Here is a 22,104-nt window from a genome sequence, read left to right as displayed (position 1 = left end):
ATTCAGAAGAATTTTCATCACTAAACAGATTGAAATTATCACTTTTATTGTGAAGCTTTTAAAGCACGGATTGATTCGTCTCAGCCAATGTAAGAATCGATAGAGCTATACAGATGATGACCTAATTAAACATTGATAAAGGTACATTAAAATAAAACAGGGAAGCGATGTGCTTCCTTGTTTCTATTCTCATAAAGTATTCATCTATTTTTTAACTTCTATTTCAGCTGTAGAATTTGAATCATTTTTATACTCTGACATTGTCAATAATTTAGAGCTTTCTAAACGATCATCAGCATCAAAAACCATTTCATAAGAAGTTTTTTTCCCATTAAAAGCTGATTCTGTTGGTGTGCCAATAATTTCCCAAAGTCCTAAAGTGAAGACATCTGCCGCACCGTGCCAAACCGCACGGCTTATTTTATTAGCCTTTGAATATCCCTGCATAAATGTGTAAATTTCATAACGTTTACCATTTTTAAATTCAGATGTAATAGGTGCCCCAATTTCAGCAATAATTAAACTACGATCTACGCCTTTATTAAATATTGATAAATCTTTTTTTGTTGGTTGCTTTGTTGCCATGACAGCAGCGCAGCCTGTATTTAGAGAAATTACAGCAAATAAAACAATTTTTGATAAACTTTTAATTTTCATACTTAATTACAATCCAATGCGTTGTGTCGACAATCCATTCTTTTGTTCAGTTGTAATTGCCTAATCTTTTACATTGTATCTGAAGTGTAACTTTAGAAAAAGTTATTTTTAATCGTTACACTTCAATTTTTCATTTATTTTTTATTGTATAAATCCCTTTTTAATCATACTCACTCAGGTAACTTATATCCGCAATTTGGACAGAAACAATACTTGTTTTTTTCTCTTTCCAATTCCTGCTCTTTACGTTCACGAATCAGTTGTAAAACAATATCTCGCGTCTGCTCAGCAGATAAGCCAACATCTCTACGAATCTCATCAATTTTGTCTTCATCATGAATAATATCAATTTCGCAACTTTCTAACAGATCTCGAAACTTCAACTCCAGTTGTTGTTTTCTTAACTCTAATTCATTGGCTAAACCATTTGCCAAAATACCTGCAGGTAAAGCGGCTAATCCGACGCCAAGTATGGTAATCAATGCACCAAGAAAACGTCCAAGGGGTGTAATCGGTGTTACATCACCATAACCAACAGTGGTTAATGTCACCACGGCCCACCACATAGATGCAGGGATTGAGCTAAAGACATCAGGTTGCGCTCGACCTTCCACGACATAGATACCTGCTGCTGCCATTACGATCATAATGACCAAAATAAAAATTACTGCTTGAAATGAACCTTTTTCACGTTCTATAACACGCAGTAAAATCTGTAGTGAAATGAAATATCGGGTAAGTTTCAATAAACGTAATAAGCGTAAAATCCGCAAAAATCTCAAATCAATATGTACAAAGAAGTTGACATATGCAGGTAAAATCGCCAGTAAATCGATAATCGCAGCACCACTGGTCACATATTTCCAGCGTACTCTCCACTCAGAATCAAACGGTTCTTTTTCTACAACACTCCAAAAACGTAAAATATATTCAGCTGTAAATACAATGATTGAAAAATCTTCAAAAGCATCGAAATAAAGTTGATAGGCTTTATAGACATCATTGATTGATTCTAAAAGTACCGCAACAACATTACCAATAATTAGAAAAATCAAAGAAAAATTGATCGCACGACTAAACCATGTTTCATAATCTTCATTATGCAAATTGTCATATACAAATTTTCGAAGTGTGTACCAAGCTGTGAATCGCATGCATTATTCTTTATTTTAAAGATAAAGCATCTTAATACTTCTCGATTTAATTGCACATCTTCAGCTACTTGAGATTACAATTTTGTTGACTATTTTGAATGTTAAAGCCTCGAACTCAAAGTATAAATATATCTTATTCATTGCATAATTTTTTGTTATAGAATAAATAAGATTACAATGTCTTATTGAATCATATGCATTTTGTGAAGGCGCGGTTGAATTTTATCGTTTTAAAGCTATTTTTATAAATTTTTTAAAGCGTAGAATAAGGTCGCGGACAGTATCGTTAAAGGCACCCTTTCCTCTAAAGATACTATCCGCTAAATCAAAGCCAGTCTCCCAAATGTCTTTGATTTGATAAGTTTATTCTAACGTTCTACTGAATAGAATGTTTCCCGTATTTAATATAAATCTCCAGTATTTTTGGAATGATTTTTCACATATTCCATTATTATCGAAAATATTTTCTGTGGTAAAGCTCATGAATGAAAGTCAGTACAGTTTAGATAGGATTGATCGCAAAATTTTATCGGAACTTCGAAAAGATGGACGTTTAACAGTCGCCCAGCTTTCTGATCTGGTTGGACTCTCCTCTTCACCATGTTGGACACGCGTTAAACGTCTAGAATCTTTAAATATCATTGAAGGCTATACTGCAACCATTAATGCCAAAGCCATCGGGATTAATGAGCTATTTTTTATTGAGATCACTTTAGAACGTCATGACGACGAGATCTTAGAACAATTTAGTGATGCGCTTAGTCAAATGCCTGAAGTTATAGAAGCGCATTTGGTAACAGGTGATTATGATTATTTGGTCAAAGTTGCGGTGAAAAATGCTGAACATTATGAACGCTTTTTACGTAAAAACTTATATTCAATGAAAGGTATTCGTCATACCCGCTCTATTTTTGCTTTACGTCCTTTAAAGCTTGAAAATAAATCAGACCTAATGATGATTGAATGAGCAAAAAAACTGAGAAGAGTTTTCATATTTAGACTGAAAACTCTTGTTTTTAGCATATTTTTCAGCCAATTTAAAGATACAAAAAGCTTAACACCTACAAAAAATAGTACTTTAGTCTAAGACTTTTTTGAATATTTATTACACAAATATACTAATCAAATTTTAATCTGGTTGTTTTTCGTACACATCTTTACAAATTTAAAAACAAATTATTTCATATATTTAAATCATTTACGAAAAAAATCATTACACAAACTAAGATTTATGTAACTTTTCTACATTACAATATTATTAAAACTTGATGAAACAGGAAATATATGAAGAGATTTTTTAAATACCTACTGATTGTCATCGGGGTTATATTTGTTATTGGATTGATCTTTTTATTTAGACCAATTGCTTCTAAAAAAGTCAACACAACAGCAGATGAACCAGTTGTAGATGTGGTACTTGTTGGTGGCGGTATTATGAGTGCAACCTTGGGGACTTACCTCAATGAAGTTGAACCAGACTGGACCATCAATATGTATGAGCGTTTGGATCAAGTAGGTCAAGAAAGTTCTGCGGGATTCAACAACGCAGGAACGGGACACTCTGGCTTTATGGAAATGAACTATACCCCTGAGAAAGACGGTAAAGTTGATATTAAAAAAGCCATTGATACTGCTTCACAGTTTGAAGTAAGTAAACAATTCTGGGCTTATCAAGTCAAAAATGGCGTGCTGGGTCAACCAAACAGCTTTATTAATCCTGTACCACATATTGCCTTTGTTTGGGGCGATAGCGTGAACTACATGAAAAAACGTTATGAAGCGATGAGCCAAAGCCCAATGTTCGAAGGATTAAAATATACTGAAAATCCTGCTGAAATTAAGCAATGGGCGCCTTTAGTTATGCAGGGCCGTGATGCAAACCAAAAAGTTGCTGCAACACGTATGGACGTAGGTTCTGATGTAAATTATGGTTCAATTACGACTCAATTAATTGATCATTTGAAAAAACAGCCTAAATTCAAACTTGAAACTTCATCTGAAGTAACAGGTATTAGTCAAAATGCAGACAAAACTTGGACTGTATCGTTTAAAAATCTAAAAACCAACACAACCAGTCATGTTAAAACTCGCCATGTGTTTATTGGTGCGGGCGGTGCTGCAATTAGATTATTACAAATGACAGGTCTGGAAGAAACTAAGCAATATGCTGGCTTCCCGATCGGTGGTATTTTCTTGATGACAGACAATCCAGCTGTTACATCACAACATACTGCAAAAGTCTATGGTAAGCCTGAATTAGGTGCACCTCCGATGTCTGTACCACACATTGATACTCGTTACGTTGATGGTAAAAAGTATGTATTATTTGGCCCATTCGCAACCTATTCAAACAAGTTCCTAAAAAATGGCTCTCAGTTTGATTTAATTGATGCGACCAACAAAAACAATGTGATTCCGATGGCAACCATTGGAATAGAAAATCTGGACTTGGTGAAATATTTAGTCAGCCAAGTGGCGATGTCTAAGCAAGATCAGTTCAATGAATTGAAAAAGTATTATCCAGATGCAAAAATTGAAGACTGGACTTTAAGCCAAGCTGGCCAACGTGTTCAAATCATCAAAAAAGCACCGGGTAAACCAGCAACACTTCAATTCGGTACTGAGATTTTCACCTCTAAAGATGGTTCAATCACGGGCCTTCTTGGTGCTTCACCAGGTGCATCAACCTCTCCATACATTATGTTGAGCTTGATGGAAAAAGCGTTCCCAGAGCAAGTGAAAGGTAAATGGAATCCAAAATTGCATGAGATTGTGAAGTCTTATCAACAGGATTTAAATACCAACCCTGCTCTGCTTGATCAAGTGCGTACATATACCAGCTCGACTTTAGGTTTAAACTATACACCTACTCGTAAAGCTGCAAATGATGCGACAGCCGCTGCTGCACCTGCTGTAGCAAATGCACATTAATTTTCTTGTGTAAAAAAGATGAGCTACAGCTCATCTTTTTTATGGCTGAATATCTCATTTTGTGTTTTAATAGACTCAGTATGAGATGAGCCTTATATAAGTATAGAGTGATCTATACGACTAGCCCCTGAATAAGGGGCTTTTTAATGCCTACTCAAAAACTTTCTGATTAAGCAAATGGTTATTAAAGAAAATTAAGCTTTACCCAATTGATTAATTTATAAAAAATGATCAAAAAATTTATTTATTTTCACTGAATCTAATTGATTTAAAACAGATCATTAAAATTTTAGAATAATAAAAATTTGAATGTAATAATTTACTTATAAAAATAGATTACGAGGATTTATTTTGAATCAAACTATATATCAGTTGTTTTAAGTTATCTTGAATATCTTTGGGTAATTGTATAAATAAAGCATCGATAGGCATCTTATCCCAATTTTCTGAGACATTCTCTTGCTCATCTAAACTCTCAGCCAATAAGAATAGCTGTGCGACAGAACAATTAAAAGCTTCCGCAAGGTATCGGAGTATTGCAGGACTGTACGCTTGATTACCATTCTCAAGATTGGAAATATTACTTTTTGAAATATTGGAAAAAATCGGCTAATTGCTGTTGAGTCCAGCCCTTCCGTTTTCGCAAATAACGTATTGCATGACTTATATCCATTCCTTGATATTAGCTTAACAAAGTATCCTAAGCGTATTGCAATGCAATATATTGTGCATCAAAACTATTGTTTTAAAAAAACAATAGTTTTGCAATACAATACCCACTCATTCACTAAAATTTAGAAAAATGATGAAGCATTCAAATATTGTTAAAAATATTTCTACAGACTTAGCAGATGTTATTATTATCATTCAAACAGCACTTAAAAATTATTTAATTGATTTAAATATAAAAGTATTGAATAAACAATAGCTTGACTATTTTTGTATAGCATTATTATTTACCATTTGCTCAAATAGCATCAGTAATATAAATAAAAAATTTGTATTATTTCAATTTGAAAATCCAGAATATTCAGATATTCAGATATTCAGATATTCAGATATTCAGATATTCAGATATTCAGATATTCAGATATTCAGATTGATTATTATTCTCAATATTTTAATCCAAATACAAACTCATTTATAGATGATCAAAAAATCTATCCTATGCTATTGGCATTTTTTGACTCTATCAATACTGATTTTGACCCACTAAATATTAATTCGATTATTGTTATTTTGAATTTTAAAAAGATGATGATGAATATTATAAAAAAGTATAGTTAACGATTTTCATTCGAATCGATGAAACTGATCATTTCATATTTGAAATAGAATATTTGATATCTCAAATAGTTATAGATTAATTATAATAAGATACATTTTACACTTAATATTTTAAAAAAATTTTATACTCCAAAATGTAAAACATATAATTGTCCATTTGAATCAATGACTTTTTTAAAACATTCAGCTATTTTTTTAAATTGATCGATAATATCATCTCGTTGATAGGTTAATTTTTCTTGTTTTAAACTATTTCTGACAATTCGACATTCCTTACTTTCACTAAACGGATCTTCATCATCTGCGAGTTGATAAGAATAACCACCATTTAGTTTTAAAGTTTCTGGTGAAAGTTTAAGAATATCCACGATATGTACAAATAAATCATATGCTTGTTGAGCCCCATCAATGTCAATAATAGTTACACCATAAAGATTTAATCCCATATGTCTTATTTCCATCGAGGGATTATAAGCAGGTATCCATTGTAAAAAATCATAAAAATACAGAATAAGATCATCATGAATTGAAACATCATAAGGTACTTGATTAACCAGTTGCATATGATCTTCATATGCATATGTTTCTTTATCTAGGACAACAAAATCGTGTACTTGAGCCATTTCTCACCAGTTTATATAAAATTGATGTAATTCCTTTACTCTATTGTATAAACCATTCGAATATCATTTTAACCATTATATTTAAGTAAATAGCACATATAAGCATTTTTATACATAAAACTAAGGGCTGAATAATCAGCCCTTAGTTTTAACTCAATTTAATATATTTTTCAATAGATTAGCTTAATTGAGCAGCAGCAATTTTCTTAGTATCGATACCTTTAGCAGCATCTGTATACTCGCCCATCTTGTCGAAGTTCAAGTATTGATAGATGTCAGCAGACATGCTGTCAATTTGAGCAGCATATTGTTGATACTCTTCAGGAGAAGGTAATTTGCCAAGTACCGCAGCAACAGATGCAAGCTCAGCAGAAGCTAAGTATACATTTGCGCCTTGACCTAAACGGTTCGGGAAGTTACGCGTAGAAGTCGATACACAAGTAGTGTTCGGAGCTACACGTGCTTGGTTACCCATACATAATGAACAACCTGGCATTTCAGTACGCGCGCCAGCTTTACCATAAATATTATAGAAACCTTCTTCCATCAATTGATGCTCGTCCATACGTGTTGGTGGAGCCAACCATAATCGAGTAGACAATGAACCACCTGGTACTTTATCAAGTAATTTACCAGCTGCACGGAAGTGACCAATGTTCGTCATACAAGAACCAACGAATACTTCATCAATCTTAACGCCTTGAACATCAGAAAGAAGTTTAGCGTCATCTGGATCGTTCGGGCAGCAAAGAACTGGTTCTTTAATGTCAGCAAGATCAATTTCATACACTTTAGTGTATTCAGCATCAGCATCAGCTTGAAGAAGTGATGGATTCGCTAACCATTTTTCCATGTTCTCAACACGGCGAGCCATAGTACGTGCATCGCCATAACCTTGAGAAATCATCCACTTCAACATGGTGATGTTAGAGTTCAGGTATTCAGCAACTTTCGTTTCAGAAAGTGTGATTGAACAACCAGCAGCAGAACGTTCAGCAGAAGCATCAGAAAGTTCGAATGCTTGCTCTACAGTTAGGTCAGTTTCCATTTCTGTTAAGTCGATTTCTAAGATACGACCAGAGAAAATGTTTTTCTTACCTTTTTTCTCTACAGTTAAGTCACCCGCTTGAATCGCGTAGTAAGGAATTGCATGTACAAGGTCACGTAGCGTGATACCAGGTTGCATTTTACCTTTGAACTTAACAAGTACAGACTCAGGCATATCTAATGGCATAACACCAGTTGCAGCAGCAAACGCGACTAGACCAGAACCCGCTGGGAATGAAATACCGATTGGGAAACGTGTATGTGAGTCACCACCAGTACCAACTGTATCTGGAAGAAGCATACGGTTTAACCAAGAGTGAATAATACCGTCACCTGGACGTAATGAAACACCACCACGGTTCATGATGAAATCAGGAAGCGTATGTTGCATTTGAACGTCAACTGGTTTTGGATATGCAGCTGTGTGACAGAAAGATTGCATCACAAGATCAGCAGAGAAACCTAAGCAAGCTAAGTCTTTCAATTCATCACGTGTCATCGGACCAGTCGTATCTTGCGAACCAACAGTCGTCATTTTCGGTTCACAGTAAGTACCTGGACGAACGCCTTGACCTTCTGGAAGACCACAAGCACGGCCAACCATTTTTTGAGCTTGAGTAAAGCCTTTACCAGTGTTTTCAGGTTGAACTGGAACACGGAATAAAGTAGATGCTGGCAGACCTAAAGCTTCACGCGCTTTAGTTGTCAAACCACGACCAACGATTAAGTTGATACGACCACCCGCACGAACTTCGTCAAGAAGAACAGGCGTCTTCAACTCAGATTCAGCGATTTGCTCGCCTGATTTAAATGCAGTTACTTTTGCTGCAGCATGATCAATTTTAAGAACGATTTCATCGCCCATGTTCATGTTAGCAACATCAATTTCAACAGGTAACGCACCAGCATCTTCCATTGTGTTGAAGAAAATTGGAGCGATTTTAGAACCTAAGCAGTAACCACCGTCTTTTTTGTTCGGGATGTGAGCAATGTCATCACCAAAGAACCAAAGCACTGAGTTAGTCGCAGATTTACGAGAAGAACCGGTACCAACAACGTCACCAACATAAGCAACTTGGTTGCCTTTTGCGATGAGTTCTTTGATTTGGTTTAATGGACCAACTTCACCAGGAACTTCTGGGTTGATACCATCACGTACGTTTTTAAGCATTGCGTTTGCATGCAATGGGATATCTGGACGGCTCCAAGCATCTTGTGCAGGAGACAAATCATCAGTATTTGTTTCGCCAGTTACTTTGAAAACAGTAAGTTTGATTTCTTCTGGAACGTCTTTACGGCTAGTAAACCATTCAGCATCAGCCCAAGATTGCATAACAGCTTGTGCATTTGCATTACCCGCTTTGGCTTTTTCAGCAACGTCATGGAACGCATCAAATACAAGAAGCGTTTTTTTCAATGCTTCAGCAGCTAAGCTTGAAAGTGCAGCATCATCAAGTAATTCAACCAAAGGTGCTACGTTATAACCACCAAGCATAGTACCTAATAAGTAAACCGCACGCTCTTTAGAAACCAATGGAGAAGTCGCTTCACCTTTAGCAACAGCAGTCAAGAAAGCAGCTTTTACATATGCAGCTTGGTCAACACCTGCTGGAACACGGTTTTCAAGCAAATCTACTAAAAATGCTTCTTCACCCGCTGGTGGATTTTTTAGTAATTCAACCAAGTCAGCAGTTTGAGCATCGTCAAGTGGCTTCGGTGGGACTCCGAGTGCGGCACGTTCTGCAACGTGTTGGCGGTAAGCTTCTAGCACGGTGTAATTCCTCTTTTTAAAAATTTACCTGTGAATTCCTGCTTATTAAAGCTTCACAGGCAATATGGACTGTCAAATTTTACTAAAAATCAAGCCAAAAGTTAATGCAATGAGCGTATTAATTCGTGATGACCATTATTTTATAAATAAATACTCATCACTTTTCGCTTCATTTAACTACAGTTCTACACAGTACGCTTTCATCAGACGTTTATGTAAATTATTTCTCAAATTAAATCGAAAAATCCCTAAAAATACAGGGTCTGTTGACAATTCGTCTATGTTTGCGACTACGGGTGTTTTTTAGATGATACAAGGCATGAAATATGAAATTTAGTCATTCTAAATGAATAGTTCGTAACAATGTAGCAGCAAAAAACACTCTAGTCCCCCCGCTGCGCCTTGCGCTGCAAACAAAGCAGTACTTTGTTCTTGCTCAGGGTTGTGGCTAAAATTATCTCAGTCTGCGTTATGAAACTCAAAAATAATCTCGCTATTCTCTTCGTTTCATACCTTGCCTGCTCAATTTTAGCCTACAACTCAAACCATTTATGAAATGCCAGCAGACCCTTATCTTTGTAAAACATGAACTTCTCTTTAATCCGAAAGAAGTTATGCCTACATGGCTTTTAGACTGTTTTAGCCATAAAAAAAGCAACATATGTTGCCTTTTTTTTAGAGCAAAGTACATTCCACCTTAGTGGACTGTTGTACTGTCTACATACTTTTGAAATTCTGTACGACAACCTTCAAATTTCATTTGCACTTCATCTTCATGAAACATTGAATGTTCAGTACACGCAAATGAAATTTTTACTTGGTATAACTTCGCTCGTTCGTCAATGACGTCTTGGAAAAAAACTTGATCACCTAAACTCAGCACATAATGACTTCCGCTAATCACAGCGACACCATTGTCATCTTCTAAGAGCAAATCTGCATTATGTAAATAAGCAACTACTTCCATTGTCTCACTCCTATGCTACTTTTTGTTTTCTATTTCTATATTGTATATATGCTTTTCAATTTATATGCTAATCATTTTTTGTGACGAGGCTTGTCGATTACTTAGAGATTCTCGATAACCCAACATAAAAAACACGACATGGTAATCTTTATGCAAAAAACACATATAAATGATTTAAAGGGATGGACACTCAAAAGTGTGAATGTATTGACCATTCACGATTCGCATTTCTAATTTACACAAATTCTATTCTTTCATTGTCTGCTAACCAAGCATATTGCCTATTTTGGTACTTTAAGCCATAAAAAAACCGCTCCTTAGAACGGTTTATAATCTGGCATTTTTTTCGGATCATGCGGTGTATTTAAACACTGTTCAAATGCTTCGTTCTTAAACTTTGCTTGAACTGCATCTTTATCCGCTTTTAGCTCTGCATCTGATAATGCATAGACTTTTTCTAAATACTCAAGTACAAAGCCTTTAGTCGTTGGATCAGTGACTTTATTTGCATACTCAATTGCTTCTTTCTTGGTAATCCCATTTTGACGATCTAGAGTAATAGAGCGTGCAGCATTACCAATACTGGTACAGTAACCTTTCCAAATTTCTTCAGGAGTTGCAGGCTTTTTCTCAGTACAACCCACCATCAATAAAACAGTGCTTATCGCACCTAAAATTACGAACTTCTGCATTTAAAAATCTCCAATTCCACACTATGATACTTAATTTTTCAGTAAATTGGAGAGTTTCTTGCTTTGAAATTTTACATTCCTCGCCAATCTACACGTGCATTGCGCTCAGTTGCGTAAATTCTTTTCACGTATTGCCCTAAAGGCAGTTCTAACAAATGTTGGCTAAATTCAGTAAACTCTTGAGAAATATTTTCTGCATATTCCTTTTCCCACGGTGTCGCAGGTAATTCTAATAAAGGCGCAAGAATTGAACATACTGAAATATCTGCCAAACCAAGGCGATCACCCACAAAATAGCGGCAACCGTTATCAATCAAGATCTTATTTAAACTGTCGATAGTCAGCTCTAAATTGTATTTAGATTCTTCGACTTTCTCTTTGTCCAATTGATAACTTTTTGAAACCATAGTTTTTAGAATAGGCTTTGAAATTTTTTCAAATTGACGTAAATAGCCTTTTTCACCAATCATAATTTCTAGCGGTTCATCGCCTTCTGCTAAAGCATGTGCCAATCCCCAACGACGTACATGAATACCTAACTCATTGGCAATCAGATCAATTTCTAAGGTTTTTTCACGAAGCGTGTGATCGGTACGAAGCAGTCGATGTTCAGGATAAACATCATCTAGATACAATGCGATTTGAGTCGACCCCGCAATAAAACGTTCTCCATCTTTTAAAATAGGCAGCTTGTTTTGCCCTGTTTTAAGTTGTGCAAATGCACGATGGACACCTGGGATTAAATTCTGCGCAACAAAATCCAATTCTTTATGATCAAGCAACCAACGGGCTTTTTCACAGTAATGCGAGAGTGGGAATTGGTACAACGTACGCATGTAGTCTCCAAATTATTTTTTTAATTAAAAGCTTAGATAAATCTAAAAGTTAAGATTAATCCTGAGTAATCTTATGTACTTTAGACATTCATCACCTGAATTACAATGTACTTTTTACTTCAATCGCTCGTCATATGACCCAATGCTTATTCTATGGTTATATCAGTTTCTTTATTCTTTATTCGCGATAGGAATAACAAAGCTAACTCCGACTAAGAGCTAGACCTGATAAAACAAAAATAAATAATAAATTTCAATTATTTAGCTTATATTTAATATTAAAAAACTTTGCGATTTTTATCCTAACAATATTTTTAGATAAGTTAAGCACAATAGTTCGTTTAATTTTTACCGTAATATTGCTTAGCGTTTTGGTATCTATTGAAAGGTGCCAATATGTCTAGTTTGAATTCTTCTACCTCAGCCTTTGTGATCCAAAACGATCAACAAGCCATAAATGCGGCTTACCAAGTTGCTGATTTTGCTTTGGTAGAACGAAATATACGTGATCAACAACGAATTTTACCTGTTGATGTCATACAAGAATTAAGCCTTAAAGGATTAGGCGGAATTCGTATTGCCAAAAAATATGGTGGCGCTCAAGTTTCAAATAAAACCCTTGCGCATGTTTTCCGTATTTTATCTAAGGCAGATGCCAGTGTTGGCCAGATTCCTCAGAATCAATTTGGTTTGTTAAATGCCATTGAGCACATTGCCAATGAACAGCAAAAACAGTTTATTTATACTGAAATTTTAAATGGTAAACGTCTTTCTAACGGTGGTCCAGAACGTAATACCAAAGATACCCGCACCATTGAAACACGTTTAGAACAGATCAATGGTCAATACCTTTTAAATGGTGAGAAGTTTTATTCAACGGGTTCACATTTTGCCGATTGGTTGGCGATACGCGCAATTCACCCAGATGGTCATATTGTTTTAACTGTTATTGATGCAAAAGCTGACGGTGTTGAAATTGTTGATGATTGGGATGGCTTTGGACAACGTACAACGGCAAGTGGAACAGTGCGTTTAAAGAATGTTGTGGTTCACCCAGATCTTATTATGGATGAAAAACCACTTGCCGATGCTTCAAAATATCGTGGTGCGTACTCACAACTGATTCAGGTTGCGATTGATGTGGGCATTGCAGAAGCTGCGTTTGCAGATACTTTATCTGCAATCCATAAAGCGCGTCCAATCATTGATGCCAATATGGATAAAGCCAGTTTTGAAGCGTATACCCTACAAGAAGTCGGTAAGCTCAATATCTTACTCGATGCATCCATTTTATTACTGGATGAAGCCGCAGAATATTTAGATCAATTAGATTCACAAGATATCGTCAGTCCTGAACAAGCCAGTAAAGCCTCCATTATCGTTGCTGAGGCAAAAGTGTATGCCAATGATGCAGCACTACTTATTTCTGAAAAATTACTTGAATTGGGCGGTAGTCGTTCAAGCCTAGAAACTCATAATCTCGATCAACACTGGCGTAATGCTCGTGTGCATACCTTACATGACCCTGTGCGTTGGAAACTTCATGCCATTGGAAACTATTACTTAAATGGTACGCAAAATCAACGCCATGCGTGGATTTAAAGTTAAATAACTTCGTTACTCATCAGGGAAATATATATGACAACTTATCAAGATATCAATAAAACATTGGATGTACACAATCATCCCTTTGCGCAAGCACATATTATTCAAAATGATCAAGAAGCATTAGAAATCGCGCAACAGTTGAGTCAGCAATTTAAAGAGAATGCGGTACTCCGTGATGCTGAAAGAATTTTACCATTTGATGAGGTTGAAGCTTTTAGTCAATCAGGGTTATGGGCGATCACAGTACCACGGCAATATGGTGGTGCAGAGGTCTCTAGTCATACTGTTGCTAAAATAATTGCATTATTCAGTGGCGTAGATGGCTCTATTGGTCAAATCCCTCAAAACCATTTTTATGCACTAGAAGTATTGCGTAATACAGGCACCGAGCAGCAAAAGAAAAAAATCTATAGCGAAGTACTTCAAGGCGCACGTTTTGGCAATGCTCTCGCTGAATTTAAGACCAAGACTGCTGCACAAAAGCATACCCAGATTAGTCAAACTGAACATGGTTATGTGGTCAATGGGGAAAAGTTCTATTGCACGGGCAGTCTATTTGCCCATCGTATTCCAACATTAGTTCGTGATGCTGAAGAACGTGAATATTTGGCTTTTATTTCCGCAGATGCACAAGGCTTACAACGTATCAATGATTGGTCAGGCTTTGGACAAAAAACCACAGGCAGTGGTACCGTTAAATTCAATCAAGTTTTTGTTGAATCTGAATATGTCATTCGTTTTGACACTGCATTTTCTGAACCCACCCTTGTTGGGCCATTTGCACAAATTATGCATGCTGCGATTGAAACAGGCATTGCGCGTGCAGCATTTGAGGAAACAATAGAACGGGTTAAACAAGCACGCGCATGGATTGATGCCAATGTAGAACGTGCAGACCAAGATCCACTGACCATTTATGAATTAGGTCGTGTTGCTGCTGATGTAAGAGCAAGTGAGGTTTTATTAAAACAAGCTGCTCAATCTATTGATGCAGCAAAACCACAACCTACAGTTGAAAATATTGCCAAAGCCTCACTAGATGTAGCTAAAGTCCGTGCACACAGTACAGAAACAGCATTAAAAGCGTCTTCAAAATTGATCGAGTTGGCCGGAAGTCGCGGTAGTCAACGTGCCGATGGCTTAGATCGACATTGGCGCAATGTACGGGTACATACACTGCATGATGCATCACGCTGGAAATATTATTTTATTGGAAACTATGTATTAAACAACATCCTTCCACCACGCAGAGGGACATTGTAATGACACATACATCTCAACATACAGCACCTAAAAAACAAATTTTACTCAATGCTTTTGACATGAACAGTGTCGGCCATATCAATCACGGCTTATGGACCCATCCGCGTGATGAATCTCATCGTTTTAATGAGCTCAATTACTGGACTGATCTCGCTAAGACCTTGGAGCAAGGTTTATTTGATGGGTTGTTTATCGCAGACATTACCGGTGTTTATGATGTCTACCAGAATGGTATAGATTTAACCTTAAAAGAGTCCATCCAACTGCCGAGTCATGACCCATCTACCCTGATTTCCGCAATGGCAGCTGTAACCCAAAATCTAGGTTTTGGCGTGACCGTAAACTTAAGTTACGAAACTCCGTACCAATTCGCACGGCGCTTCGCGAGTTTAGATCATCTGACACAAGGTCGGATTGGCTGGAATATTGTGACGGGGTATTTGGACAGTGCTGAACGCTTAATTGGGCAAAAAGGTTTAAAAGATCATGACTTACGTTATGAACAAGCTGAAGAATTTTTAGAGCTTTGCTATAAGTTTTGGGAAGGTTCTTGGGAAAATGATGCAATACAAAAAGATAAGCAAAAGCGTATTTTTACTGACCCTAAAAAAGTTCATCAAATTAACCATCAAGGGCGTTTTTATCAAAGCCAAGGTGTTTTCCAAGTCTCACCTTCACCACAGCGTACCCCTGTGCTCTTTCAAGCAGGTGCTTCACCACGCGGTTTAGCATTCTCCACACGTCATGCGGAATGTGTCTTTATTGGGGGTGATCAACCTGCAAAAATCAAACAACAAGTGGACAAGATTCGAGAATTGACTGTGCAACAAGGCCGTAATCCCGAAGATATTAAAATCTTTGTGGGAATCACAGTGGTTACAGCAGAAACAGATGAATTAGCTCAAGAAAAATTAGTTGAATATGCCCGCTATGCAAGTCCAGAAGCAGGTTTAGCACATTTCTCAAGTTCAGTCGGTATAGACCTATCCAAATATGCTGATGATGAGGCAATCCCATATCAACAAACCAATAGTATTGCTTCAGTCAATAATAAATTTAAGGAAAACCAGATCACGCCTAACGATCTTAAAGCACAGCATCAACTCGGTGGTCGTTATCCACTGATTGTTGGAAGTGGTGAAACAATTGCTGAAAAATTAATTCAGTTGATTGATGAAACAGGTATTGATGGCTTTAACTTAACTCGTACTGTTGCGCCTGAATCACATCATGACTTTATTCGTTTTGTTATTCCTGAACTTCAACAACGTGGCAGATTTAAAACCAAATATGAAAATGGTTCTTTACGTAACAAAATCTTTAAACAGGGTGATCATTTAACTCAACAACACCCTGCTGCTGATTTTCGATGTCAAAACTCAAATCATAACAACAGCATCGAAACGGCAGATCGGCAAAAGCAAACTGCCTAAATAACCTAATCAGCAAACATGATGAATTGAATAATTTCACTTTAAGGGGTGTCACATGACTCAAATAAACTCACCTGCAAATGGTAATCCATCCAAAAAATCAGGCTCCAAGAATAAATTTATTCTGTTTGGTGTGATCATTATTGCCGTGATTGCAGGACTTTTTTATTGGAACCAACATAAAAAAGCCGGTTCAGAAGAAATCACCATTGGTATTAGCCCACCCTTTGCCAAGCCTTTACAAGTTGCAGCAGAGGAAGCCAAGAAACAAGGGATTCATATTAAACTGGTAGAATTTTCAGATTGGAACACACCGAATATCACACTAAATCATGGTGATATTGATGCAAACTATTTCCAACACCAACCATTTTTAACCAATGCATTAAAAGAAACTGATTTTAAACTGAAACCGATTGCCACAGGTGTGGCAACTCATGTGGGCTTATATTCTAAAAAATATGATTCCTTAGCGGCTGTCCCTGAAAATGCACGAGTAGTAATTCCAAATGACCCAGTCAACCAAGGTCGCGCACTGTTGCTTTTGCAACAGGCAAAACTCATCACCTTAAAAAATCCGAATAACCATTTATCGAACTTACAAGACATTATCTCAAATCCTAAAAACTTTAAATTTATTGAAGTTGAAGGACCTCAAACTGCGCGTGCTGTAGATGATGCTGATTTAGTATTTAGCTACCCGCTTTATTTACGTCTTGCAAAAACCATTGATCCAAACAAAGCATTATTACTCGATGATAATACCAATACCCGTTATGCGATCTTGTTTGTCGTAAAAGATGACTATGAGCAAAAGCACCCAGAAAAAGCCAAACAGTTAAAAGAGTTTGTAAAAATTTACCAGACTTCGGACAAGGTCAAACAGGCTTTGAATGATGATATTGGTGAAAATTTATGGTTCCCTGGTTGGAAATAAGGAATAACTCATGTCCCAAGTTTCCAAACTCAAAAACAAGAACCTGCTGATTGGTCTTGCTGTTGTCATCGTATTATTGGGGCTGTTTACCTATCGTTATGTACAAAATCAACAAAAGGATAATGTACTCACGATTGGCATTAGCCCACCTTATGCAGAATTACTACAAACAGTTGCCAAAGAGGTAGAGAAAGATGGTATCCATGTCAAACTGGTCGAATTTTCAGATTGGCAAGCGCCCAATGTTGCGGTGCAAAACCGTGACATTGACGCCAACTTTTTCCAACAAAGTGTATTTTTAAAAAATGCCATTAAACAAACCAATTACGATTTGCATGCTTTTGGTACAGGTAGCGGCAGCCATGTCGGTTTATATTCAAAACAATATAAATCCTTAGCAGCTTTACCTCAAAATGCTCGTGTTGTCATCCCCAGTGACCCCGTTAACTCTGCGCGTGCTTTGATCTTGCTACACCGCGCTGGGTTAATTCAAATCAAAGACATCAACAATGAACTTTCAACACTTCAAGATATTGTTACAAACCCAAAACACTTGAAGTTTTTGGAAGTTGAAGGTCCACAAACAGCTTTAGCTTATGATGATGCAGATCTGATTTTTGGTTTTCCGCATTACTTAAATATGGCAAAAAAAGCCGATCCGCATAGTGCGCTGTTTTTAGATCCCGTTGATAAAAAGTACGCCATTCTTTTTGTGACACGTACCGATTATCAAGACAAAAATCAAAAGTTAGAGAAATTTATTCAAGCTTTCCAAAACTCACAGCAAGTTCGAGATATTTTAGATAAAGATTTCGGCAAAGATATGTGGTTTGCAGGCTGGAAATAAGGAGAATAGAAATGGTGAGTTTCGGTTCGCATGTTGATTTTTCAGTCCCTCATATCAAAATTCGTGATCTGAATAAATACTATGATGGGCAAGATCAACAGATCCATGCATTAAAAAATATCAACTTAGATATTCCTCAAGGCAAGATTTTCGGCATCATCGGTAAAAGTGGTGCAGGTAAATCTTCCTTAATCCGAACCTTAAATGGTTTAGAAGGTATTTCTGAAGGCAGTATTCATATTCATCAACAGAATTTGGCTGAACTCAGTCATGCTGAATTGATTCAAACACGGCAAAGAATCGGGATGATTTTTCAGCATTTTAATTTAATGTCTGCCAAAACCGTTTGGGACAATGTGGCATTGCCTTTAAAAATTGCCCATGTCGATAAAGCTGAAATTGAAACACGTGTCAACGATGTTTTAGATCTGGTCGGATTGGGAAATAAAGCACATAACTACCCTTCACAGCTGTCTGGTGGTCAAAAGCAACGTGTTGGTATTGCTCGTGCGCTGGTGCATCATCCAGAAATATTATTGTGTGATGAAGCAACGTCTGCACTTGATCCTGAAAGTACCTCAGTGGTTTTATCCTTGTTGAAAAAAATCAATCGAGAATTGGGGATTACCATTGTTTTAATTACCCATGAAATGCAAGTAATTCGTGAAATTTGCGATCAAGTGGTGGTGATTGAACATGGTGAAATTGTTGAGTCAGGACAAGTCTGGTCCGTGTTTTCACAGCCTCAGCAGAAAATCACACAAGAATTGTTAAACCTAGAACAGCTCGATTTGCCCTTTCCAGTGCATACAGAGCTGCAACAAGATTCCACCCATAGCATTTTAAAACTACGTTATGAAACCGATCCGAAAAACTCACCTGATTTAGTGGAACTTTTTAAAGTTTTTGAAAAATCGGTACATTTATATCAAAGTCACATCGACAATATCCAAAACCATTTGATTGGAACACTGATTGTCGGTACTGAACAAACCCATTTAGACCTGCATAATTTACAAGAAAGGTTAAAACATCAAATTGCGCAAATAGAGGTACTTGGCTATGCAAGAGCAACTCATTGATTTATTGCTGACCGGAACCATAGATACCTTACTGATGGTTGGTGTATCTGCCATTGTTGCCTTTTTGATCGGTTTACCTTTGGCCGTGATTTTGGTCAATACATCTGAGCAAGGGATTTATCCATCTAAAAAGATTAACCATGCATTAGGCACGGTGATTAATATTACCCGATCTGTTCCCTTTTTGATTTTAATGGTGGCACTGATTCCTTTAACCCGTTGGATTGTCGGAACCAGTTACGGAGTCTGGGCAGCTGTTGTTCCATTAACGTTAGCCGCGACACCTTTTTTTGCCCGTATTGCAGAAGTTAGCTTGCGTGAAGTCGATCAAGGTCTAATCGAAGCTGCACAAGCAATGGGCTGTAACCGTAAGCAAATTGTTTGGCATGTGCTTTTACCTGAAGCCCTTCCCGGTATTGTGGCAGGTTTTACAGTCACAATTGTCACCATGATTAACTCCTCTGCAATTGCGGGTGCAATTGGTGCTGGTGGCTTAGGTGATATTGCCTACCGTTATGGTTATCAACGCTTTGATATGCAAATGATGTTTGCTGTGATTGTAGTCTTGGTGGCTTTGGTCATGATCGTTCAGGCATTTGGTGACAGTTTGGCAAGCCAGTTGGATAAGCGGAAGATTTGAACGGATTGATCCTTTTTTAAAATACGAACCCTATGACGTTATTTAAAAGGAAGATTTAGTTCCTTTTAAATAACGATTATTCTAAAATTATAACATTTGCATTAATCGCAATTACATTTTTTAAATGCTGAAGCCGGTTGAGGTTCAGTCGCTATACCAGACAATATCAACTCTTGTTCAAATTGTTCAGCAAGAAGTGAAGGCTCATATAAACCAACATAGCAACTACTGGACTTGGCTGGTTTAATATACATTTTGTCAGTATGCACTTCGACAGTCACATCTTTACCACCATCTTCTGACATTAACGTACAAAAGAAATTAGCCTTGCAAGTATATGTTTTATTTTCGAGTTTAAATTGGATCCACCAATAATCTACACCGACTCTTAGAAAACCTGTCCAATATTCTGCGACACAAATCAAATAAGGTTTTTCTTTCTCTAAAATGTCCTTATCGCCATAATTATATACATCTGAATCATAACGATGTAAAAACTTGATTTCTGATATAGTCTTATTTGTCTTATTGACAAGGTTTACATTTGAATAATGTTTAGTCATTTTAAGTACTGCTATTCAATAAGGAAGTTAAAAAATAACCAATAAACATTGATCAACATATCCCTGAAATCAGGTAAATATTGTATAGATATAAGCATACTAGGGTTGGGAATATCCTAGTCAATAGAATTTATATGCCTTCACAATTTCTCTAACTGCACTATTATTTTTGCTCAATAAAACTCTATTTACACTCAAATATTTAGCACAGGATATAATATAGTCATGATCTGTTTAAAAACTTATAGGTCGCAGACCTGACTTTGTCATGGCTTTCATGTAAAATCATCCGCAATTTTTATATAACACTTTGTGAGTTATTTCATGGGTTTTAATTGCGGTATTGTCGGCTTGCCGAACGTTGGTAAATCTACACTTTTCAATGCATTGACTAAAGCTGCTATTGCTGCGGAAAACTTCCCATTCTGTACCATTGAACCAAATACAGGCATCGTACCTGTACCTGATCCACGTTTAGACAAATTAACAGCCATTGTTAAACCACAACGTGTTATTCCAACTACGATGGAATTTGTCGATATTGCAGGTTTAGTTGCAGGTGCATCTAAAGGCGAAGGTTTGGGTAACCAATTCCTTGCAAATATCCGTGAAACTGATGCAATTGCACACGTTGTACGCTGTTTTGAAGATGAAAACGTAATTCATGTAAATGGTAAAATTGATCCATTAGATGATATTGCAACGATTAATACTGAACTTGCACTTGCTGACTTAGAAACCGTAACGAAAGCAGTTACACGTTTGGCAAAATCAGCTAAAAGCGGTGATAAAGAAGCGCTTGCAACAAAATCTGTTTTAGAAAAAATTCTACCTTTACTTGATGAAGGCAAGCCTGCTCGTGCAGCTGATTTAGATGATGATGAACGTAAACTTGTGCGTGGTTTTGGTTTAATGACATTAAAACCAACCATGTATATTGCAAACGTTGCAGAAGATGGTTTTGAAAACAACCCACACCTTGAAGCTGTGAAAAAGTTAGCTGCTGAGGAAAATGCAATCGTTGTTCCGCTTTGCAACCAAATCGAAGCTGAAATTTCATTGTTGGATGATGAAGATCGTACTGAATTCCTTGAAGCATTAGGTATGGAAGAACCAGGTCTAAATGTGGTGATTCGTGCAGGTTATAGCTTACTTGGCTTACAAACTTACTTTACAGCAGGTGTTCAAGAAGTACGTGCTTGGACTGTAAAAGTGGGTGCAACTGCACCTCAAGCTGCGGGTGTAATCCACACTGACTTTGAGAAAGGCTTTATTCGTGCAGAATGTATCGCTTATGATGATTTCATCCAATACAACGGTGAAAACGGCGCTAAAGAAGCAGGAAAATGGCGTTTAGAAGGTAAAACTTACATCGTTCAAGATGGTGATGTCTTGCACTTCCGTTTTAACGTATAAGCAGATCTCATTCTTTGATGAGACAGGTTGAAGACTTCTTCAACCTGTTTTTTTTCATCATAGAATCTTTCGCTGGTTTTAGTTTGGTTTATAAATGTCTGACGAATACTTAAAACTTGTTTTTTAAATCTAGATTCAACGATCTGTTGATTGATTTGCGGATCACTTTGACCATTCCCCTTATCGATCTAATTTTAACTCTGCTTTTTAATGAAACACGTATTCAGGTTTTTATAAAAAAATATCAACATTTAAAATTATAATATTCCAGTAAATATACGCGATATTTATTTACATCTTAAAACGCGCCAAGCGTCTATCGCTAAGCCCCTGCCTCAATTGATCATCTC

General features: G+C 36.7%; 18 protein-coding genes. 10 read left to right on the top strand and 8 right to left on the bottom strand.

Annotation, left to right across the window (positions count from 1 at the left end):
* Positions 1–204: 204 nt before the first annotated feature.
* Together AC4CUY_RS08720 and AC4CUY_RS08715 are read right to left on the bottom strand one after the other, a co-directional pair.
* A complete protein-coding gene (locus AC4CUY_RS08720; RefSeq protein ID WP_419327436.1) occupies positions 205–657 on the bottom strand; it encodes a hypothetical protein in 453 nt (150 codons plus the stop codon).
* A gap of 170 nt (positions 658–827) precedes the next feature.
* Entirely contained in the window at positions 828–1,811 is a 984-nt protein-coding gene (locus AC4CUY_RS08715) for an ion transporter (protein ID WP_490773989.1), read from the bottom strand.
* Positions 1,812–2,292: 481 nt separating this feature from the next.
* Here AC4CUY_RS08715 and AC4CUY_RS08710 point away from each other — a divergent pair, with 481 nt between their 5' ends.
* Together AC4CUY_RS08710 and mqo are read left to right on the top strand one after the other, a co-directional pair.
* Positions 2,293–2,778 carry an Lrp/AsnC family transcriptional regulator gene (locus AC4CUY_RS08710; RefSeq protein WP_490773988.1) on the top strand — a complete coding sequence of 162 codons (486 nt, stop codon included), beginning with the start codon at positions 2,293–2,295 and terminating at the stop codon, positions 2,776–2,778.
* Between the two features lie 317 nt (positions 2,779–3,095).
* Complete coding sequence (gene mqo / locus AC4CUY_RS08705; protein WP_419820488.1) at positions 3,096–4,742, top strand: malate dehydrogenase (quinone); 1,647 nt, start codon at positions 3,096–3,098, stop codon at positions 4,740–4,742.
* Between the two features lie 1,409 nt (positions 4,743–6,151).
* Here the strand turns inward: mqo and AC4CUY_RS08700 are convergent.
* The 5 genes from AC4CUY_RS08700 to AC4CUY_RS08680 form a co-directional block, all read right to left on the bottom strand.
* Positions 6,152–6,652: a hypothetical protein gene (locus AC4CUY_RS08700; protein ID WP_419327433.1), complete on the bottom strand. Its 501-nt coding sequence runs from the start codon at positions 6,650–6,652 to the stop codon at positions 6,152–6,154.
* 178 nt (positions 6,653–6,830) lie between these two features.
* Positions 6,831–9,470 (bottom strand): bifunctional aconitate hydratase 2/2-methylisocitrate dehydratase, encoded by a 2,640-nt coding sequence (locus AC4CUY_RS08695; RefSeq protein ID WP_490773987.1) that lies wholly within the window; start codon positions 9,468–9,470, stop codon positions 6,831–6,833.
* A gap of 697 nt (positions 9,471–10,167) precedes the next feature.
* The gene (locus tag AC4CUY_RS08690) at positions 10,168–10,437 is read right to left on the bottom strand and encodes a hypothetical protein (protein WP_419327432.1); all 270 of its coding nucleotides are present in this window, start codon (positions 10,435–10,437) and stop codon (positions 10,168–10,170) included.
* Between the two features lie 317 nt (positions 10,438–10,754).
* The gene (locus AC4CUY_RS08685) at positions 10,755–11,129 is read right to left on the bottom strand and encodes a hypothetical protein (protein WP_336953003.1); all 375 of its coding nucleotides are present in this window, start codon (positions 11,127–11,129) and stop codon (positions 10,755–10,757) included.
* Positions 11,130–11,200: 71 nt separating this feature from the next.
* Complete coding sequence (locus AC4CUY_RS08680) at positions 11,201–11,965, bottom strand: glutathione S-transferase family protein (RefSeq protein WP_004821170.1); 765 nt, start codon at positions 11,963–11,965, stop codon at positions 11,201–11,203.
* Between the two features lie 396 nt (positions 11,966–12,361).
* Here AC4CUY_RS08680 and AC4CUY_RS08675 point away from each other — a divergent pair, with 396 nt between their 5' ends.
* The 7 genes from AC4CUY_RS08675 to AC4CUY_RS08645 are packed head-to-tail and all read left to right on the top strand — an operon-like array spanning position 12,362 to position 19,775.
* The gene (locus AC4CUY_RS08675; protein ID WP_490773986.1) at positions 12,362–13,567 is read left to right on the top strand and encodes an SfnB family sulfur acquisition oxidoreductase; all 1,206 of its coding nucleotides are present in this window, start codon (positions 12,362–12,364) and stop codon (positions 13,565–13,567) included.
* A gap of 36 nt (positions 13,568–13,603) precedes the next feature.
* Positions 13,604–14,836, top strand: a complete 1,233-nt coding sequence (locus tag AC4CUY_RS08670) for an SfnB family sulfur acquisition oxidoreductase (protein WP_490773985.1) — start codon at positions 13,604–13,606, stop codon at positions 14,834–14,836.
* Positions 14,836–16,269, top strand: a complete 1,434-nt coding sequence (locus AC4CUY_RS08665) for an LLM class flavin-dependent oxidoreductase (protein ID WP_490773984.1) — start codon at positions 14,836–14,838, stop codon at positions 16,267–16,269. The genes AC4CUY_RS08670 and AC4CUY_RS08665 overlap by 1 nt, the downstream gene beginning before the upstream one ends.
* A 55-nt stretch (positions 16,270–16,324) precedes the next feature.
* Positions 16,325–17,206, top strand: coding sequence for a MetQ/NlpA family ABC transporter substrate-binding protein (locus tag AC4CUY_RS08660; RefSeq protein ID WP_490773983.1), 882 nt, complete (start codon positions 16,325–16,327; stop codon positions 17,204–17,206).
* A gap of 10 nt (positions 17,207–17,216) precedes the next feature.
* Complete coding sequence (locus AC4CUY_RS08655; RefSeq protein WP_419327427.1) at positions 17,217–18,053, top strand: MetQ/NlpA family ABC transporter substrate-binding protein; 837 nt, start codon at positions 17,217–17,219, stop codon at positions 18,051–18,053.
* A gap of 11 nt (positions 18,054–18,064) precedes the next feature.
* Positions 18,065–19,135 (top strand): methionine ABC transporter ATP-binding protein, encoded by a 1,071-nt coding sequence (locus AC4CUY_RS08650; protein WP_336953010.1) that lies wholly within the window; start codon positions 18,065–18,067, stop codon positions 19,133–19,135.
* The gene (locus tag AC4CUY_RS08645) at positions 19,116–19,775 is read left to right on the top strand and encodes a methionine ABC transporter permease (RefSeq protein ID WP_336953011.1); all 660 of its coding nucleotides are present in this window, start codon (positions 19,116–19,118) and stop codon (positions 19,773–19,775) included. The genes AC4CUY_RS08650 and AC4CUY_RS08645 overlap by 20 nt, the downstream gene beginning before the upstream one ends.
* Before the next feature lie 101 nt (positions 19,776–19,876).
* Here the strand turns inward: AC4CUY_RS08645 and AC4CUY_RS08640 are convergent, their stop codons facing one another.
* Positions 19,877–20,338, bottom strand: a complete 462-nt coding sequence (locus AC4CUY_RS08640) for a hypothetical protein (protein WP_336953012.1) — start codon at positions 20,336–20,338, stop codon at positions 19,877–19,879.
* Between the two features lie 324 nt (positions 20,339–20,662).
* Here AC4CUY_RS08640 and ychF point away from each other — a divergent pair, with 324 nt between their 5' ends.
* Positions 20,663–21,754 (top strand): redox-regulated ATPase YchF, encoded by a 1,092-nt coding sequence (gene ychF, locus AC4CUY_RS08635; RefSeq protein ID WP_490773982.1) that lies wholly within the window; start codon positions 20,663–20,665, stop codon positions 21,752–21,754.
* Positions 21,755–22,104 lie beyond the last annotated feature (350 nt).

This window comes from Acinetobacter sp. 778_lipA, assembly GCF_058242985.1.
The sequence above is the reverse complement of the archived record's forward strand: the minus strand, read 5'-3'. Positions and strand labels throughout refer to the sequence as shown.

Bases quoted from the DNA above. Each gene is read 5' to 3' on its own strand.
- AC4CUY_RS08720 (WP_419327436.1), bottom strand. From the start codon at position 657: ATGAAAATTAAAAGTTTATCAAAAATTGTTTTATTTGCTGTAATTTCT.
- AC4CUY_RS08715 (WP_490773989.1), bottom strand. From the start codon at position 1,811: ATGCGATTCACAGCTTGGTACACACTTCGAAAATTTGTATATGACAAT.
- AC4CUY_RS08710 (WP_490773988.1), top strand. From the start codon at position 2,293: ATGAATGAAAGTCAGTACAGTTTAGATAGGATTGATCGCAAAATTTTA.
- mqo (WP_419820488.1), top strand. From the start codon at position 3,096: ATGAAGAGATTTTTTAAATACCTACTGATTGTCATCGGGGTTATATTT.
- AC4CUY_RS08700 (WP_419327433.1), bottom strand. From the start codon at position 6,652: ATGGCTCAAGTACACGATTTTGTTGTCCTAGATAAAGAAACATATGCA.
- AC4CUY_RS08690 (WP_419327432.1), bottom strand. From the start codon at position 10,437: ATGGAAGTAGTTGCTTATTTACATAATGCAGATTTGCTCTTAGAAGAT.
- AC4CUY_RS08685 (WP_336953003.1), bottom strand. From the start codon at position 11,129: ATGCAGAAGTTCGTAATTTTAGGTGCGATAAGCACTGTTTTATTGATG.
- AC4CUY_RS08680 (WP_004821170.1), bottom strand. From the start codon at position 11,965: ATGCGTACGTTGTACCAATTCCCACTCTCGCATTACTGTGAAAAAGCC.
- AC4CUY_RS08675 (WP_490773986.1), top strand. From the start codon at position 12,362: ATGTCTAGTTTGAATTCTTCTACCTCAGCCTTTGTGATCCAAAACGAT.
- AC4CUY_RS08670 (WP_490773985.1), top strand. From the start codon at position 13,604: ATGACAACTTATCAAGATATCAATAAAACATTGGATGTACACAATCAT.
- AC4CUY_RS08665 (WP_490773984.1), top strand. From the start codon at position 14,836: ATGACACATACATCTCAACATACAGCACCTAAAAAACAAATTTTACTC.
- AC4CUY_RS08660 (WP_490773983.1), top strand. From the start codon at position 16,325: ATGACTCAAATAAACTCACCTGCAAATGGTAATCCATCCAAAAAATCA.
- AC4CUY_RS08655 (WP_419327427.1), top strand. From the start codon at position 17,217: ATGTCCCAAGTTTCCAAACTCAAAAACAAGAACCTGCTGATTGGTCTT.
- AC4CUY_RS08650 (WP_336953010.1), top strand. From the start codon at position 18,065: ATGGTGAGTTTCGGTTCGCATGTTGATTTTTCAGTCCCTCATATCAAA.
- AC4CUY_RS08645 (WP_336953011.1), top strand. From the start codon at position 19,116: ATGCAAGAGCAACTCATTGATTTATTGCTGACCGGAACCATAGATACC.
- AC4CUY_RS08640 (WP_336953012.1), bottom strand. From the start codon at position 20,338: ATGACTAAACATTATTCAAATGTAAACCTTGTCAATAAGACAAATAAG.
- ychF (WP_490773982.1), top strand. From the start codon at position 20,663: ATGGGTTTTAATTGCGGTATTGTCGGCTTGCCGAACGTTGGTAAATCT.